11 protein-coding genes are annotated in these 14,397 nt (G+C 53.3%); 4 read left to right on the top strand and 7 right to left on the bottom strand.

Annotation, left to right across the window (positions count from 1 at the left end):
- Positions 1-21: 21 nt before the first annotated feature.
- From FPZ45_RS10440 to FPZ45_RS10415, 6 genes are all read right to left on the bottom strand, one after another.
- Positions 22-663: a fumarylacetoacetate hydrolase family protein gene (locus FPZ45_RS10440; RefSeq protein ID WP_144701007.1), complete on the bottom strand. Its 642-nt coding sequence runs from the start codon at positions 661-663 to the stop codon at positions 22-24.
- Entirely contained in the window at positions 660-1,409 is a 750-nt protein-coding gene (locus tag FPZ45_RS10435) for a glycerophosphodiester phosphodiesterase (RefSeq protein WP_246120406.1), read from the bottom strand. The genes FPZ45_RS10440 and FPZ45_RS10435 overlap by 4 nt, the downstream gene beginning before the upstream one ends.
- A 64-nt stretch (positions 1,410-1,473) precedes the next feature.
- Positions 1,474-2,727 (bottom strand): CapA family protein, encoded by a 1,254-nt coding sequence (locus tag FPZ45_RS10430; RefSeq protein ID WP_144701003.1) that lies wholly within the window; start codon positions 2,725-2,727, stop codon positions 1,474-1,476.
- Positions 2,728-2,841: 114 nt separating this feature from the next.
- A complete protein-coding gene (gene nagZ / locus FPZ45_RS10425; RefSeq protein WP_144701001.1) occupies positions 2,842-4,428 on the bottom strand; it encodes a beta-N-acetylhexosaminidase in 1,587 nt (528 codons plus the stop codon).
- Between the two features lie 12 nt (positions 4,429-4,440).
- Positions 4,441-6,075, bottom strand: coding sequence for a response regulator (locus FPZ45_RS10420; RefSeq protein ID WP_144700999.1), 1,635 nt, complete (start codon positions 6,073-6,075; stop codon positions 4,441-4,443).
- On the bottom strand, positions 6,072-7,928 hold the full coding sequence (locus tag FPZ45_RS10415; protein WP_144700997.1) for a cache domain-containing sensor histidine kinase: 1,857 nt from the start codon (positions 7,926-7,928) through the stop codon (positions 6,072-6,074). Before FPZ45_RS10415 ends, FPZ45_RS10420 begins: the two co-directional genes overlap by 4 nt.
- Positions 7,929-8,211: 283 nt before the next feature.
- Between FPZ45_RS10415 and FPZ45_RS10410 the strand changes: the two genes are divergently transcribed.
- From FPZ45_RS10410 to FPZ45_RS10400, 3 genes are read left to right on the top strand one after another with little or no spacing between them, the layout of a single operon-like run.
- Entirely contained in the window at positions 8,212-8,796 is a 585-nt protein-coding gene (locus tag FPZ45_RS10410; protein WP_144700995.1) for an ATP-binding cassette domain-containing protein, read from the top strand.
- Complete coding sequence (locus FPZ45_RS10405) at positions 8,793-9,596, top strand: ABC transporter permease (RefSeq protein WP_144700993.1); 804 nt, start codon at positions 8,793-8,795, stop codon at positions 9,594-9,596. Before FPZ45_RS10410 ends, FPZ45_RS10405 begins: the two co-directional genes overlap by 4 nt.
- Before the next feature lie 6 nt (positions 9,597-9,602).
- Positions 9,603-10,385, top strand: coding sequence for an ABC transporter permease (locus tag FPZ45_RS10400; RefSeq protein ID WP_144700991.1), 783 nt, complete (start codon positions 9,603-9,605; stop codon positions 10,383-10,385).
- Here the strand turns inward: FPZ45_RS10400 and FPZ45_RS10395 are convergent.
- Positions 10,380-12,578: an ATP-dependent helicase gene (locus FPZ45_RS10395; protein ID WP_144700989.1), complete on the bottom strand. Its 2,199-nt coding sequence runs from the start codon at positions 12,576-12,578 to the stop codon at positions 10,380-10,382. The genes FPZ45_RS10400 and FPZ45_RS10395 overlap by 6 nt on opposite strands.
- Positions 12,579-13,687: 1,109 nt before the next feature.
- Here FPZ45_RS10395 and FPZ45_RS10390 point away from each other — a divergent pair.
- On the top strand, positions 13,688-14,389 hold the full coding sequence (locus FPZ45_RS10390; protein ID WP_186438337.1) for a transposase: 702 nt from the start codon (positions 13,688-13,690) through the stop codon (positions 14,387-14,389).
- Positions 14,390-14,397 lie beyond the last annotated feature (8 nt).

Below are 14,397 nucleotides of genomic sequence, written 5' to 3'. Positions count from 1 at the left end.
AACCGGCTCCTCCTTTTTTTATTATCCGGCGATCGCTACAGTCAGACGTCCCAGGCTTTCCTCGTTCCAACGAACATCCAGCCGGTCTCCGTCGCTCAGCGCGCCGACGCCCGCGGGCGTACCTGTAAACAGCACGTCCCCGACGCCTAATCCGTAATTCGTTCCTACGAAATCGGCGATCAGCTGCAAGTCGAATACCATGTCGTTCGCGTTGCCGCGCTGTACTTCTTGATCGTTTATTCGGAAAGCGAAATCGCCTTCCTTGATCGCGGTGCTTCCGGGAAACGCCAACCATTTTCCGAACGCAGCCGAATTCCGAAATCCTTTAGCTGCGAGCCACGGCTGTCCCTTAGCCTTCAAGCGCTCCTGGACGTCCCGCAGCGTCAGATCCAGGCCTACCGTAAACGCCGTAAACAGCTCGTCGCAGCGGATCCCAGGTTCGTAAGGCCTTCCTACGGCGACGACGAGCTCCGCCTCATAGTGGATGCTTCCTTGCGAGCCCGGCAGCTTCAGCAATCCGTCCTCCATCCGAATGACGGCATGCGTCGGTTTCGTGAAGATCATCGGCGACGTCGGAACTTCATTTCCCAGCTCTGCGGCGTGCAGCCGATAATTGCGACCGACGCAATAAATGTTGCGCAAATCCGTTTCATTAACGTTCATTTTTCGATTGCCTCCAACCATCTGTCGGGATAATTCGTACAAAGCTGGAACGCTTCCGGCCGGGCGGCCAACCTGCGCAGATCGGAGGTTGAATTCACCGTCCACGCCATCACCTCGATATACGCTTTTGAAGCCTGTTTTAGAAGCTTCTCGTCAATGTGTCTGAAGCCGATGGACAAATACGAACAATCGAGCGCGATCAGCCGATCGACGAGATTCACTGGGCGTTCGTCGATGATCAGTCCAATTCTCAGCGAACGGGAATATTGGCGCACCGCCCGAAGAATGTCCGGTTGGAACGAAGTCACGACATGCTCGTTCTCCATCCCGAAGGCTCGAAGTACCTCAATCGTTCTGCGGGCCAGCCGGTCGTAATCCGCGTCATTTCCTTTCAACTCGATATTCAGTCTGCATCTTCCCGCCGTTAATCTCAGTACCGATTCCAACGTAGGAATGCATTCGTTGGCGAAGGAACGGTCGAACCAACTGCCCGCGTCAAGATTTCCAAGCTCCTCGGCCGTAAAGTCGATGACCCGGCCCCTGCCGGACGTCGTCCGGTTCAACGTTGCGTCATGAATGACGACGGGAACGTCGTCCCGTGACAGATGAACGTCCAGTTCCATCCAACATACGTAAGGCTCGTTCAACGCCATTCGGAAAGCGGCCATCGTATTCTCGGGTGCTTTGCCTGAGAAACCGCGATGGGCGACGCACGGGTGAAGAGCGGCTCGAGTAGACTTATCCAACTTCATTCCCCCATTAAATAAATGATACCTAAAGGGTACGTTACGAAGTCCTCTTATAAAACTTTTAATTCCGTACCACAATCGTTCCATCCTCCTCTACGGAGGCGCCAAACGATAAAGTCGACAATCGGGCCAACAGTTGTTTGCCTTCGGCTTCTCCCATCGGCGCGGGCTGCGAGCTTTTGGCGAACATCGGAGTGAACTTGAGCGAGCACGTTCCGTCCTTGCCGCAACTGGCGTTTAATACGCCGGTCTCGGAAGAGCGCGTGGTGGTCGACGAGAAGACGAAATTGCCTAGACTGTAGGCGATCCATTTGCCTTTATACGTTTCGAAGCCTTGCAGGACGTGAGGATGGCTGCCGATGACCAGATCCGCGCCAGCGTCGACGAATCGGTGCGCGAGGTCCGTCTGGTGGGCGACCGGGCGGTCTTCCCGCTCCACTCCCCAATGCACCATCACCACGACGATATCCGCGTTTTCTTTCGCGTCTTTGATCGCTGCGACGGCACGATCCGGCGCGTACGCCTCCGCCACTCCCGGACGATTTTTGTCCGCTTTCCAGGATACCTCCGGGACGACTCTCGTGACGCTGACGTACGCGACCGTTATTCCGTTGCTTTCTATGTATGCCGGAGCGAACGCTTCTTTATCATCGTTGCCGGAGCCCGCATGCTTCAGACCGGCGTCGTCAAGCGCGTCCATCGTATCGCTTAAGCCTACCCAGCCGTAATCGAGCGTATGGTTGTTCGCGAGCGATAGAAAATCGAAGCCCGCTTCCTTCAAGGCCGGCAATGCTTCGGTGCTTCCGCGGAATACGTATTGTTTGTCTTCCGCCGGGGTTCCTCTCGTCGTGATCGGCGTTTCCAGATTGCCCGCCGTAATGTCAGCCGCAGACAGAATTTCTTTCGCTTCCCGGTAAGGATAATCAAAGCCGTTCGCTTTCATCAATTCCAACACCTTCGCGGCAGGAAGAACATCTCCGACGAACGCGAGGGATACCGACTTGCCGTCGCCTTCCGATTTCGCACCGTTCGATTCCTTCGTTGGAGAAGCGCTCGGCTCGACCTCCTCCTCTTCGGAAGCCTTTGGCTCCGGAGATTTCGTAGCCAACTGACCTTCATCCGAAGGTTTGGCCGCATGGGTTGGCGGTAACGATGACGATGCCGATTTGTCCTGATCTACATGGGATTTCCAAATAAGGGCGGCAACGATGACGAGGCCGATCAATAAAAAACCGTTTAAGACGAGCAGTAATCTCGTCTTGCCGCGGCGTTTCGCCTTTTTCGCATGATGGGTTCGCGATCGCGAATAGGTCAATGCAACCGTCCTCCTTTCTCTGCCCGTAATTATACAACAAGGTGAACAAAAAAACGATTTTCCTCCCAAAATAAGGAGAGAAAATCGCTCTTTTTCGCGCTTATTCGGTATCGGTCACACGGTTCCCGGGGCATGGTCGCCGATCGTGACCGGCTGACTCGCCTTCGCGTCCGTCTCTCCGGCAAGAACCTCGGCCAGTGCCGTCATCATCGCCGGTTTATTCTCGTAGACGCACAAGTACGTCGGAGCATCGGGAGCGACGAGCAAATCGTACGGAGTTCTGGCCGCCACCCATACGAACGCGTCGCCCGTCGCCGCGTACAGTTCCTGGATAAGCCCGGACTGCCCGGCGGAAAAAGCGGCATCGTACGATACGAATATCACTCTTCGGCCGCCTCCCGCGGCGGAACGCGCTGCTGCCGCTTCCTCTGGAGTCGGATCGATGCCGATACGGATTTCCTCTATATCGTAACCGACTTGTTCCAGTGCCGCGCCCAGCGTCCGTTCTTGCGGAATCACTTCGACGACTTCCGTTCTTACGCGCGGTTCCGTCCATACGACAACGGTCTTGCCGATCTTGGGCAGGGGCAAATGCTCTTTGCCCTTAACAACCGTGACCGCCGCCCGGCAGAGCTCATACTGCACCTCCTCCGCGCGCCCGGGATCCGTTGCGGGAACCGTGTCGCCGAATAGTCCTCGCGAACGTTTCAGTTCCCATACTCTCTTGGCGGCCTCATCAATGCGGGATTCCGGGATTTCCCCCGTCATCACCGCTTCCATCACCGCTTCAAGCGCTGTCGTCTGCCGGGAAACCCGGTGGCTGACGAGCACGAGATCCGCTCCCGCCTTAATCGCCTCCACCGCTCCGCGGGCAACGCCGAACGTCTCCGCGATGGCGTTCATCTCCAGGCAGTCCGTGACGATAACGCCACCGAAGCCCAATTGCTTGCGCAATAGTCCGGTTAATATTCTAGCCGACAGCGTCGCGGGAACGTTCTCCGGCTCGAAAGCGGGAAATACGACATGAGCCGTCATAATGGCCTCGGCCTTCTGCTCGATTGCATGGCGGAACGGCAGCAATTCTACTTCGTTCAAGCGCTCTACGCCGTGCGGAACGACGGGAAGATCGTGATGGGAGTCGACCGCCGTGTCGCCGTGTCCGGGAAAATGCTTGGCGACGGCGATCACGCCGCCTTCCCGGTAGCCATGGATCGCCGCCACCCCGAGCGATGCGACCCGCTTCGGATCTTCGCCAAAAGAACGAACCCCGATCACCGGGTTCTGCGGATTGTTGTTCACGTCCAGACAAGGCGCGAAATTCATGTTGATGCCGATTTCCCTAAGCTCGGCACCGGACCATCGTGCCGCTTCGAACGTCAGATCCATGTCGTTGGCCGCGCCCTGGGCCATCGCTCCGGGCATTACCGTCACGCCGTCCTCTATGCGGACGACCATGCCGCCCTCCTGATCGATCGCGACGAGCAGCGGATTGGCGGACGCCGCTTGCAGCTTTGCCGACAGCTTGCCGACCTGATTGGCATCGCGAACATTGCGTCGGAAGTAAATAATTCCGCCGATGGCGTAATCGTTGATCAACTTAAGAATATCGTCAGACGGCTCCAACCCTTCGAATCCGCACATGAACAACTGTCCGATTTTTTCCTTCAGCGTAAGACGCTCGAAGCTCTCTTGTCTTGTCATCCCCATCTCTCCTTATCCCTCTAAGCGATTCGCCCATGCGGGTTGCTCCGCTCCGGACCGGTTTTGCTGCCGCTCCCGGTATTCCGAAGGAAGCATCCCCGTATACTTGCTGAATACGCGGGTAAAATAACGCCTTTCCGCATACCCGACCATCTGGCCGATCTGCGTGACGCTTTTGTCGCTCAGCGCGAGAAGCGATCGCGCCATTTCCATTCTTTGCTTCGTGACGTATTCGACGAACGTCTCCCCGAAATGCTGCTTAAACAACAAGCTGTAGTAACTGCCGCTAATCCCCAAATAATCGGCCAGCATATCGATGCTCAGCTCCGCGGACAGATTTCTTTCGATATAATCCCGCGCCGACAGCATCAGTACGTCGCTCGTTTTTTTCTTCAACGCGCTTTCAAGCGAACGGTCGACCAGACCATTAATGACCTGCAGCGTTTCGCGTATCCCCTGATGCATGTCGATCTGCCGCCAGATTGCGAGCTCTTCCTCGCGAGTAATTACATCCATCGCCCGCATCTCGCGAAGCAGATGAAGGCACAAGTAATGCAAAATCGGGGCGACCCGCTCGAAAGAAGTGTCCGGCAAAGAACGGAAGCTGTCGTCCAGTTCCTTCAACGCGGTTTCCGTGCGGCGGCGATCGCAACGTTTCAGCCCCGTCACCATCTCCTCGATTTTGTCCCACAGCTGGTGAGAGGTTTCCGAACCTCCCTTGGACTTCTGGGACACGATCACGCCGGCATTCGCCGAAGAATACAAGTAAAGCGAACGCTGCAAGCTTTTGTACGTCTTGGCCAATTGGATCAACGTCGTCTCGGCCGGGTGAAGCGCCACCCGAATGCTCATCTTCAAATACTTATTCACGGCTAGGCGAAGCGTCTCCGCCCAAGAGACGCATTGATCCAGGTTGTAAATATCCGGAGGCGTCCTCTCAATCAACACGCACCATTCCCCGCTTCTGACTTGAACGATGGAATGGGATACGCCGATACCCGTCAAGTTGTCTTGCAAAATATTGTGTATGGCGAAGTTCCAGAGCTTGCGTTCTTTATCGTCCCAGGATCTTACGCGTTTCGTATAGTCTTCAACGTCAACGAGCATCATCGCGAACGCCTGGTTCTCGTCCTCCGACTCTCCTAGCTTCGGGAACGGGCGACTCGCCGTATCTCCAAGATCCGTGATTCGGTCGTACAGCATTTTCTCGTAGGCCAGATGAACGACTTGTTTCCATTCCTGGCGCATGGAGTGCTGTTCGATGCTTCTTTCCCTTACGCCGTTTGCAAGCCGTTTGATCGTCTCGGCAAGCTCCTCGTAATCGATCGGCTTCAATATGTAATCCTTTACTTCGTAACGGATGACCGACCGTACGTAACTGAAGTCCTGATAGCCGGTCATCATGATGACTTCGGCCTCGGTATCGAATTCCCGGAGCGCGCCGAGAAACTCGATGCCGTCCATGACCGGCATCCGGATATCGCACATGATCAACTGCGGCCGTTCGGTGCGGGCAAGCTCAAGCGCTTGTTCCCCGTTGCGCGCGGTCCCGACGAGTTCGATGTCCAATTCCTCCCACGGAATGACCGCTTGCAAATTTTTGAGAATATTCACTTCGTCGTCGACCAATATCGCTTTGAGTCTCATACGGAATCACTCCTCGCATTCAGAGGTATCAAACATTTGATGACCGTGCCGTAACCCGATGCGCTGCACAGGAACAAGCCGCAGCCATTGCCGTAGTGGATCCGCAGGCGATCGGCGACATTGCCGACGCCAAGCCCGCGCCGTTCCCCGGTTTCGGGAGATTCCTCGTACATTTCCTGCAGCGTCGTAATCCCGCTTGCCGCGAATCTTGCAAGCTGCTGCTCGGGAATGCCGATGCCGTTGTCTTCCACGTAGAAAGCGATATTCGGGCCTTCTATCGCGGCTCTAACTTCGATTCGTCCCATATATCCGATGCCTTCGAAACCGTGTTGAATACTATTCTCCACAAGCGGCTGCAGCGTCAGCTTCAGAATCGAGTGCCCCATCAACTGGCTCGGCACGTCGATCGAATACTCGAACAATTCCTCGAAACGATACTTCTGGATTTCCAAGTAACTCATCAGATGCTCCAGCTCTTGTTCGATCGTGATTTCTTCTTTCTGTTGAATGCTGATCCGGAAAATGTTCGCAAGCCTTTGCACCATTTTGCTGACCTTGCGCCCTTCGTTCTGTACGGCTAATATGTTGATCGACTCCAGCGCGTTAAACAGAAAATGAGGCTTGATCTGCGCTTGCAGCAGCATCATCTCCGCTTTTCTTTTGCGTGATTGCTCCTGCTTGACGTCGTCGAGCAGCTCGGACACTCTCGTCACGAGACTGTTGAAGCCTTTGGACAGCGCCGTTGTCTCGTCGTTGCCGACGACTGCGACCCGCGTCGATAGATCTCCGCGCTCCACTTGTCTCATTGCCCTGACGACGCGGACGATAAACGTGATCGTCCGGCGCACGAACATCAAATTAAATATGAGAGCCAGGACAAGGGAGATCGACGTAATGACGACCATCCAGCGCAGGACGATCCCCATGTCTCCAGATAGATATTGCCACGAAGTGACCATGACGAGCTTCCAGTCGCCAACGCCCAGCCGTTGCAATTGCAAATCCTGTACAGAAACGAGGCTTTTGTGATGGTCGAACTCGAGCGTTTTGCTCTGGGTCGCGCGATTGCTCATGTCGATGCCTTTAACAATATCTACGTAATCCTCTATCCGGCGTCCTTCCGCCGATTTCTCGTTGTCGAAGACGATATTGCCATTGCCTGCCACGATCAGAAAACGCCGATCGATCTTTCCTTGGCTATTGTAGAAGCTGAAAATTCGGTTCAACTCGCTCATCTGGAAACGGGTCACGAGAATCCCTTTGCTCTTCAGCGTCTCGATATCAAGCAGCACTCGGATTTGCGTGAACAGGTTGTTCGCTCCGGTTAGCTTGGTATCTTCGTTCGGGCCTACCCACACGGGGGCCCCATTTTTTCGAAGCGCTTCTTGGTAGATCGGATGGTTCTCCAAATCTTCTCTGGCGATCGGAGTATCCTTCGAGAAGTTAACGTTTACTTGCGTATAATCGTTGCGATAGAGCGTCACCGAGTTAATTCCTTGATAAGTCAGCAGTACGCGTTGACGCAATTTCTCCTTCTCGAGCAATTGATCGTAGTCGGGCGTTCTAGGCGAATCGCCAGAAATCTCTCCGTTTCCCAAATTGGCGTCGTCGAACGATTGCTCGACCACTTCCACGCTGTTGTCCATCGTAACCCAGAAATCGGAGAAGTAGTTGGCTTCCTTAATCATATTGTTGATATTCCGCCCGATGGCTTTCAGCGTCAATTCGGTTTGCTCCGCGTACTTCTCTTGAGTCACTTTCTGAGAGACTAAGTAAGCAACGCTTCCAAGAACGAATAAAGGAACGATGATAAAGGCAATAAACGCTGCGAAAATACGTTTGCTCAGACTCATCTCTCGGCTTCTGTCCTCTCGGTATGGTGATCTCATTATAGCAGGAGGAAGAGCTTTACAGGCGGATACGGAGGAAATTCTGCTTTCTTCATTATAGAAATCGGAAGGTAGACCTATAAGACGTCAATTCCATTATGGGGGGATAAAAATAGACAATGAGGATGCTCTTAAATTAGAAAAAATGAACTTGACAGCGCTTTATCTATAATGTTACCATCTCCTTCCTTTCGCTTTTACCCGCGTTAAACGACATCTCGTTCCCGATCGCGGATCGTGCAGCATTATGGGATACACGCCCTGGCTCGATCGCGTGAAGTACGTGAAAAACATCGGCGTCGTTTTCGGCCAGCGCTCCCAGCTATGGTGGGATGTGCCGGTCATCGATTCATTTGATCTACTTCGCGATATATACGACGTGCCGGAAGCCGAGTATCGCGACAACCTCAAGCTGCTGACAGAAGCTTTGGATCTGGAACAGATCATCCATACGCCCGTGCGGCAATTAAGCCTCGGACAGCGAATGCGATGCGAGATCGCAGCCTCCCTCCTCCATAGTCCCCGAATTCTATTTCTTGACGAGCCGACGATCGGGCTTGACGCGGTATCCAAGATCGCAGTCCGACAATTCGTCACGCGCATCAACAAAGAGAAAGGGGTCACCGTCATCCTGACCACGCACGATATGAACGATATCGAAGCGTTGGCGCAACGGATTATTTTGATCGGAAAAGGAAATCTGCTGTACGACGGAGAGCTTGCGGCTTTACGGGAGAAATACGCGGACGCGGGCGGCGGCGAAATCTTGACCGGCGCATCCGCGATCGAGGATATGATCGTGCGAATGTACAAGGAGTACGATATATCATGAGAGCGTACTTGTCCGTCTTCAAATTACGGCTCGCCATGGGGTTTCAATATCGCACGGCAGCACTTGCCGGAATCGCCACGCAGTTTTTCTGGGGATTTATTATAATTATGGTTTATCAAGCCTTCTACAGCCAAACGCTCGTCAGTCCCCCGATGGCGCTTCATCAACTTGTCAACTACATCTGGCTGCAACAAGCCTTCCTCGCTTTTATCGCGCTTTGGTTCCGCGACAATGAACTGTTCCAATTGATCACGACGGGCAACATCGCATACGAGCTTTGCCGTCCGAGCGGCATTTACGGCTTGTGGTACGCCAAGCTGCTCGCGCAGCGTCTCTCCAGTGCGGTGCTTCGCTGCTTTCCGATCTTGCTTGTCGCCATGTTCTTGCCTCAACCCTATCGCTTATCATTGCCCGATAATCTTGGCACCGCCGCACTGTTCGTCGTCTCGCTTCTGCTCGGCTTGCTCGTCCTTGTCGCGATCTCCATGCTCATTTACATCTCGACCTTCATCACGATGTCTTCCGCGGGATCGCTGCTCATGTTCGGGGTCGTCGGGGAGTTCCTAGCCGGGATGATCATTCCGATTCCGCTTATGCCGCAGTGGCTGCAATCGATCGTTTACGCGCTCCCCTTCCGGCTCGCGGCCGATTTCCCGTTTCGCGTCTACTCGGGACATATCCAAGCAAGCGAGGCGCTCAGCACGATCCCGCTTCAATTGCTATGGCTTGCGATGCTCGTCGTGATCGGCAGATTCTCGATGGGCCGAGTGTTGCGCAAAGTCGTCGTACAGGGAGGCTGATCCGCCATGAAACTATTCGGCAAATATTTACTCATCTTGTTCAAATCCCAGATGCAATACCGCTCGTCGTTCTGGCTGCTGTCTTTCGGACAATTTATCATCCCGTTCTCCGTATTCGCTGGACTATATTTCATGTTCGAGAGATTCGGGCAGATCCAAGGCTGGAACTTTTTCGAAGTCGCTCTCTGCTTCGGCGTGATCCACATGGCGTTCGCTATCGCAGAGTGTCTCGGGAGAGGGTTCGATATGTTTTCAACGCTGATCGTAAACGGCGAATTTGATCGTTTGCTTGTCCGCCCGCGCGGAACGATCGTACAAGTGCTCGGTTCCAAATTCGAGTTCACCCGGTTCGGCCGCCTTCTCCAAAGCTTGTCCGTACTCGTTTGGGCCATAAGCCGACTGGGGGCCGATTGGAACTTCATGAAAGCCGTTACCTTGATCTTCATGATCTTCAACGGCGTTTGCATTTTCATGGGTATCTTTATCCTAATGGCCTCGATGTGCTTCTGGACCATTCAAGGACTCGAGGTAGCCAATATTTTCACCGACGGAGGCCGGGAAATGGCGCAATACCCGATCAACATCTATCAAAAATGGGTCACCCGCTTCTTTACCTACGTCATCCCGTTCGGGTGCGTAAATTACTTGCCGCTGTTATACATCCTGGACAAAACAGAAGGCCCCTCTGCTCAGTACATGATATTGCCGCTGGCGGGCTGCCTGTTCCTCATTCCGTGCCTGCTCGTATGGCGGTTCGGTGTTCGCAGATACAGATCCACAGGATCATGAGCGCGGTTCCAGCAGCCCCATCTGCACGCAGATGTTCGCGGACAAGCGTTTTGTCTCTGCGTCGAAACGGATTTCCACGCTGTCCCCGATCGTCAGGACGATCTCACCGTCGCCGAATACCGCATGCCGAACCTTCGCGCCGACAACCAGCGCCGATGGCTCCTTGATCGCGTTCGGGTTGACGGGAACAGCCGGGCCGGCTTGGCGCGGAGGGTGCGACTGGTTAATCTGCGCCGTCTTGGGCGGATGCTGAATATGGCGAACCTCCGCGACGAAACGAGAAGGCTGGACTTGCTCCCCGTCCCTCGTTTTGTACGCGAGCAATTCGAGATTCGTTTTCGCCCTCGTCATGCCGACGTAGAACAGCCGAGCGGCCTCTTCCATTTCGTCCGTCTCGCCTTTGTCGTCTTTTTTTACGTCATCTCCGGAAGGAATAATGCCTTCGACCAAATCGACCATATAGACGTTCTCGAACTCCAATCCTTTCGAACTGTGCATAGTTGACAAGGTAACGGCCCCGGCCCCTTTGTTCATTCTGGACTGCTTCATGTTCCTCTCCAGATGCTTAAGCCGGGCCGCGAACTGCTCCATTGTCTCGAGCGGTTCGGCAATTTCCTCCAGCGTGTTCAGAATGCCGACAAGCAACTCTTTGCGATAGCCCATTCTCTCGCACGACTTTTCAAGCGCCTTATCGTATCCCAGCCGGTCTCTAATCGTCCTTATGGCAACTAGAGGAGCCGCCCCTTGTAGTTGGAGGAACGTCATCTTGCATGTCTCCAACTGCTTGATCTGATAGTCCTGCAGCGGAATATGGCGGAGCAGTCGGTCGAATACGGATTCGTCCTCGTCCTTTTTCAATTCAAGCAGCATCGCCATTTGCTTTTTCGTGATGTACCCGTTGAACTTCAAATGGATTTTCTCGAGAATGTCCGGACGTTTGTCGCTAAAGGTCATTCGCATGAAATTCAAAATATCCTCGACGACCCAATGCGAGAAAAAGCGATTGTCCCCATCCTTCATGTAAAACGGGATTCCCGCTCGGTCCAATGCATTCATGAGCATAATGGAGGAACTGTTGTTGCGATAAAGAACGGCCGTCTCCTCCAGATTACCATTGTCGATGATTTTCTCTGTCACGTATTTCGCCTGATATTTGTAATCCGGCAGATCTGTTATCACGATCGGCTCACCGCTAGGATTATCGGTAAACATGTTCTTGTCGTAACGGTTCTTGTTCCGTTTGATGAAACGGTTCGCGACGTCCACGATATTCGGGGTCGACCGGTAATTTTGCTCGAGCTTCAGAATCCGGGCGTTCGGATAAGTCCGTCGAAAATCAAGCAAGTAACCCGGCTCTGCCGCGCGCCATCCGTAGATGCTTTGATCGTCGTCAGCGACGACCCACAAGTTGCCGTGCGACTTGACGAGTTTCTCCACGATGGCATGCTGAACAAGCGATGTATCCTGGCTTTCGTCCGTCATGACATAGTCGTATCGCTTCTGATATTTCGATAGAAGCTCGGCGTCTTCCGACAACGCCTCATTGGCGATCGTCAGCATGTCGTCGTAGTCTACCAGCAGCCTGTCCTCTCCGAATTGCTTATACCTCTCGTAATCGCTGAAAATCTTCTCGGCCTGCGGCACGTCGCATTTGACCTCTCCCAATCGTTCCGGCGGAATAAGCTTATTTTTGACGTAACCAATATACCTCGTCAATTCCTCCATCTGGTCGTCCGTCATATAATCGTCATGTGTTCGCCGGTACAGTTCGAGAAGAATCTTAGTCTTGTTCGGCAGTTCGTCCTCCGTGATTCCCGCTTGGCCTTCGATGAGGCGATAAGCGATGCGTCGGCGGCGAAGAAACTCCCTGACGATCTCGAACGCCAAGCTATGAATCGTGGAGAAATCGGGCGCGGCTCCGCCAAGATGCGGGAAAAACCGCTCAAATCGCTCTCCCATGTCCATCGCGGAAGCTTTGCTGAACGTTACCGCCTTGATGCGCGAAGCCAAGACGCCCTTCGTTTCTACGAGGTATCCGATGCGCATCAACAGCGTCGTCGTCTTGCCGGAGCCGGGCGAAGCTAGCAACAGCAAAGGGCCTTCGCCATGCGTAGCGGCTTCACGTTGAACTTCGTTTAATTCGACCCCCGCCATTTTTTTCATATCATCAATAAAATTCATACATGTTTTCATTGCCATGTTCCTTTTCTTATCCAAGCTGCCAAAACAAATAAAGACGTCAAATCCGGATCGACGAAAAGGAGAAAACGGATGAGCGGCCACGTTTGGCTCGCCAAGTCGCCTGCCGTTCGATTGGCAAACGCTTGATTCCGTTTAGTATCAGTCTTCTCGCTTTTTCGGGCTGTAGCGCCGTTCGTTTGAACCTATCAGGTCTATCGTCAGGATACATGGACAATTGTCGACGCTCCTTTATTCGGGATATTGGTTCGGTGTATCTATATCGTCAGAGATTAGGGTCGAGATACTGGCTTCGTGACGATGCGTTGCCCCCCATCCGTTTCCCTTGGCCTCCCGCCAAGATGACCGTAGTCAGAGCCGCCATGGACGCCAATCCCCCTTACCTCCGCGCATATTCATCCATAGCTAACATTGTAGCCCCCTATCGACATCTGTGGCAACACTCCCTATCTCGGATCCATCCCGAAAATAAGTCGATATCTCCTATTCGTTACCCCTGAGTCATCTGCATAGGTCCGACAAAACCCGGTTCATTCCCGTATTGCAATAGATACTCCTCCTATTCGTTAACCCTGATTTATCTGCATAGGTCCGACAAATCCCGGGTCAATCCCGTTTTTCAATCGACAGTCCTCCCTTTCGTTATCCCTGAGTCATCTGCATAGGTCCGGCCAAATCCCGGATCATTCCCGTAATTTAATCGATACTCCTCCTATTCGTTAGCCCTGAGTTATCTGCATAGGTCCGTCAAAACCCGGTTCATTCCCGTTTTTCAATCGATACTCCCCCTAATCGTTACCCTGAGTCATCTGCATAGGTCCGACAAAACCCGGTTCATTCCCGTATTTCAATCGATACTCCCCCTAATCGTTACCCTGAGTCATCTGCATAGGTTCGGAAATACCCGGATAGCAACCGCGAAAAACAAGCATTGTATACGGTATGTGCACTTTACTCAGGGTTGCGAAATTGGAGATTTAGCCGCAAATCGATCCGAAATTTTTGGAAAAATTGCTATTTTTATTGACATACGAACACATGTTTGCTATTATGGATTTAACAGGAACATATGTTTGTATTCAATGAAAAGGAGGGGACAATGCATGATGTCCGTTCGCAAGTTTATGGAGGCTTTCCCGGACGAGCAGGCTTGTCGCGATTATTTGTTCCAGGTTCGCTGGCCTCGCGGTTTTATCTGCACCAAGTGCGGGGAGTGTAAATTCAGCGTCATCAAAAAACGGCATCTCTTCGAGTGCTCCAACTGCAAGACGCAGACCTCCATCACTTCGAATACCGTCATGCACCGGACGAAGCTTCCTCTTCAATACTGGCTGTTCGCGTTTTATTGGGTCGCTTCGGGGGAGCGCTGTTCGGCGCGAAAAATCGCCAAGACGCTCAAGCTGCAATATCGCACGGCGCTACGGCTGCTGAACAAAGTCCGGCACGCCATGTTCAGGTCCGAGTATACGACCATGTTCGAGTTCTGGAGATCGGATAAGTATCAGCCGGGCAAGTCCCACAACATTGTGAGACAAGCCAGAATAAGCCTACTGAAGAAAGCCAGAGCCTTCATCCGCAAGCATTACGGCCGCATTCCCAAGTGGCGGCGAGAGAAGTATTATTACGAATACCGGTTTCGCAACAACAACGAGCACGACCCTGCGGGAGCCCTGATCAAGCTGATCAACAGCGGCTGCTCGACCATCTATTCCCTGAATGAATATGGCAGGCTGCGGGAACGCAAACAGAAGCCGCCGGCAGAAGATCGCTCTTCCAGCCTGCGGCCGATGAGTCATTGCGGGTGACGTATAGT

Source organism: Cohnella terricola, assembly GCF_007786475.1.
Classification (GTDB): Bacteria; Bacillota; Bacilli; order Paenibacillales; family Paenibacillaceae; genus Cohnella; species Cohnella terricola.
The sequence above is the reverse complement of the archived record's forward strand: the minus strand, read 5'-3'. Positions and strand labels throughout refer to the sequence as shown.

Excerpts from the sequence above, each read along its gene's own strand:
- FPZ45_RS10440 (WP_144701007.1), bottom strand. The coding sequence starts at position 663 with ATGAACGTTAATGAAACGGATTTGCGCAACATTTATTGCGTCGGTCGC.
- nagZ (WP_144701001.1), bottom strand. The coding sequence starts at position 4,428 with ATGACAAGACAAGAGAGCTTCGAGCGTCTTACGCTGAAGGAAAAAATC.
- FPZ45_RS10390 (WP_186438337.1), top strand. The coding sequence starts at position 13,688 with ATGATGTCCGTTCGCAAGTTTATGGAGGCTTTCCCGGACGAGCAGGCT.
- FPZ45_RS10405 (WP_144700993.1), top strand. The coding sequence starts at position 8,793 with ATGAGAGCGTACTTGTCCGTCTTCAAATTACGGCTCGCCATGGGGTTT.
- FPZ45_RS10420 (WP_144700999.1), bottom strand. The coding sequence starts at position 6,075 with ATGAGACTCAAAGCGATATTGGTCGACGACGAAGTGAATATTCTCAAA.
- FPZ45_RS10415 (WP_144700997.1), bottom strand. The coding sequence starts at position 7,928 with ATGAGTCTGAGCAAACGTATTTTCGCAGCGTTTATTGCCTTTATCATC.
- FPZ45_RS10395 (WP_144700989.1), bottom strand. The coding sequence starts at position 12,578 with ATGAAAACATGTATGAATTTTATTGATGATATGAAAAAAATGGCGGGG.
- FPZ45_RS10410 (WP_144700995.1), top strand. The coding sequence starts at position 8,212 with ATGGGATACACGCCCTGGCTCGATCGCGTGAAGTACGTGAAAAACATC.
- FPZ45_RS10400 (WP_144700991.1), top strand. The coding sequence starts at position 9,603 with ATGAAACTATTCGGCAAATATTTACTCATCTTGTTCAAATCCCAGATG.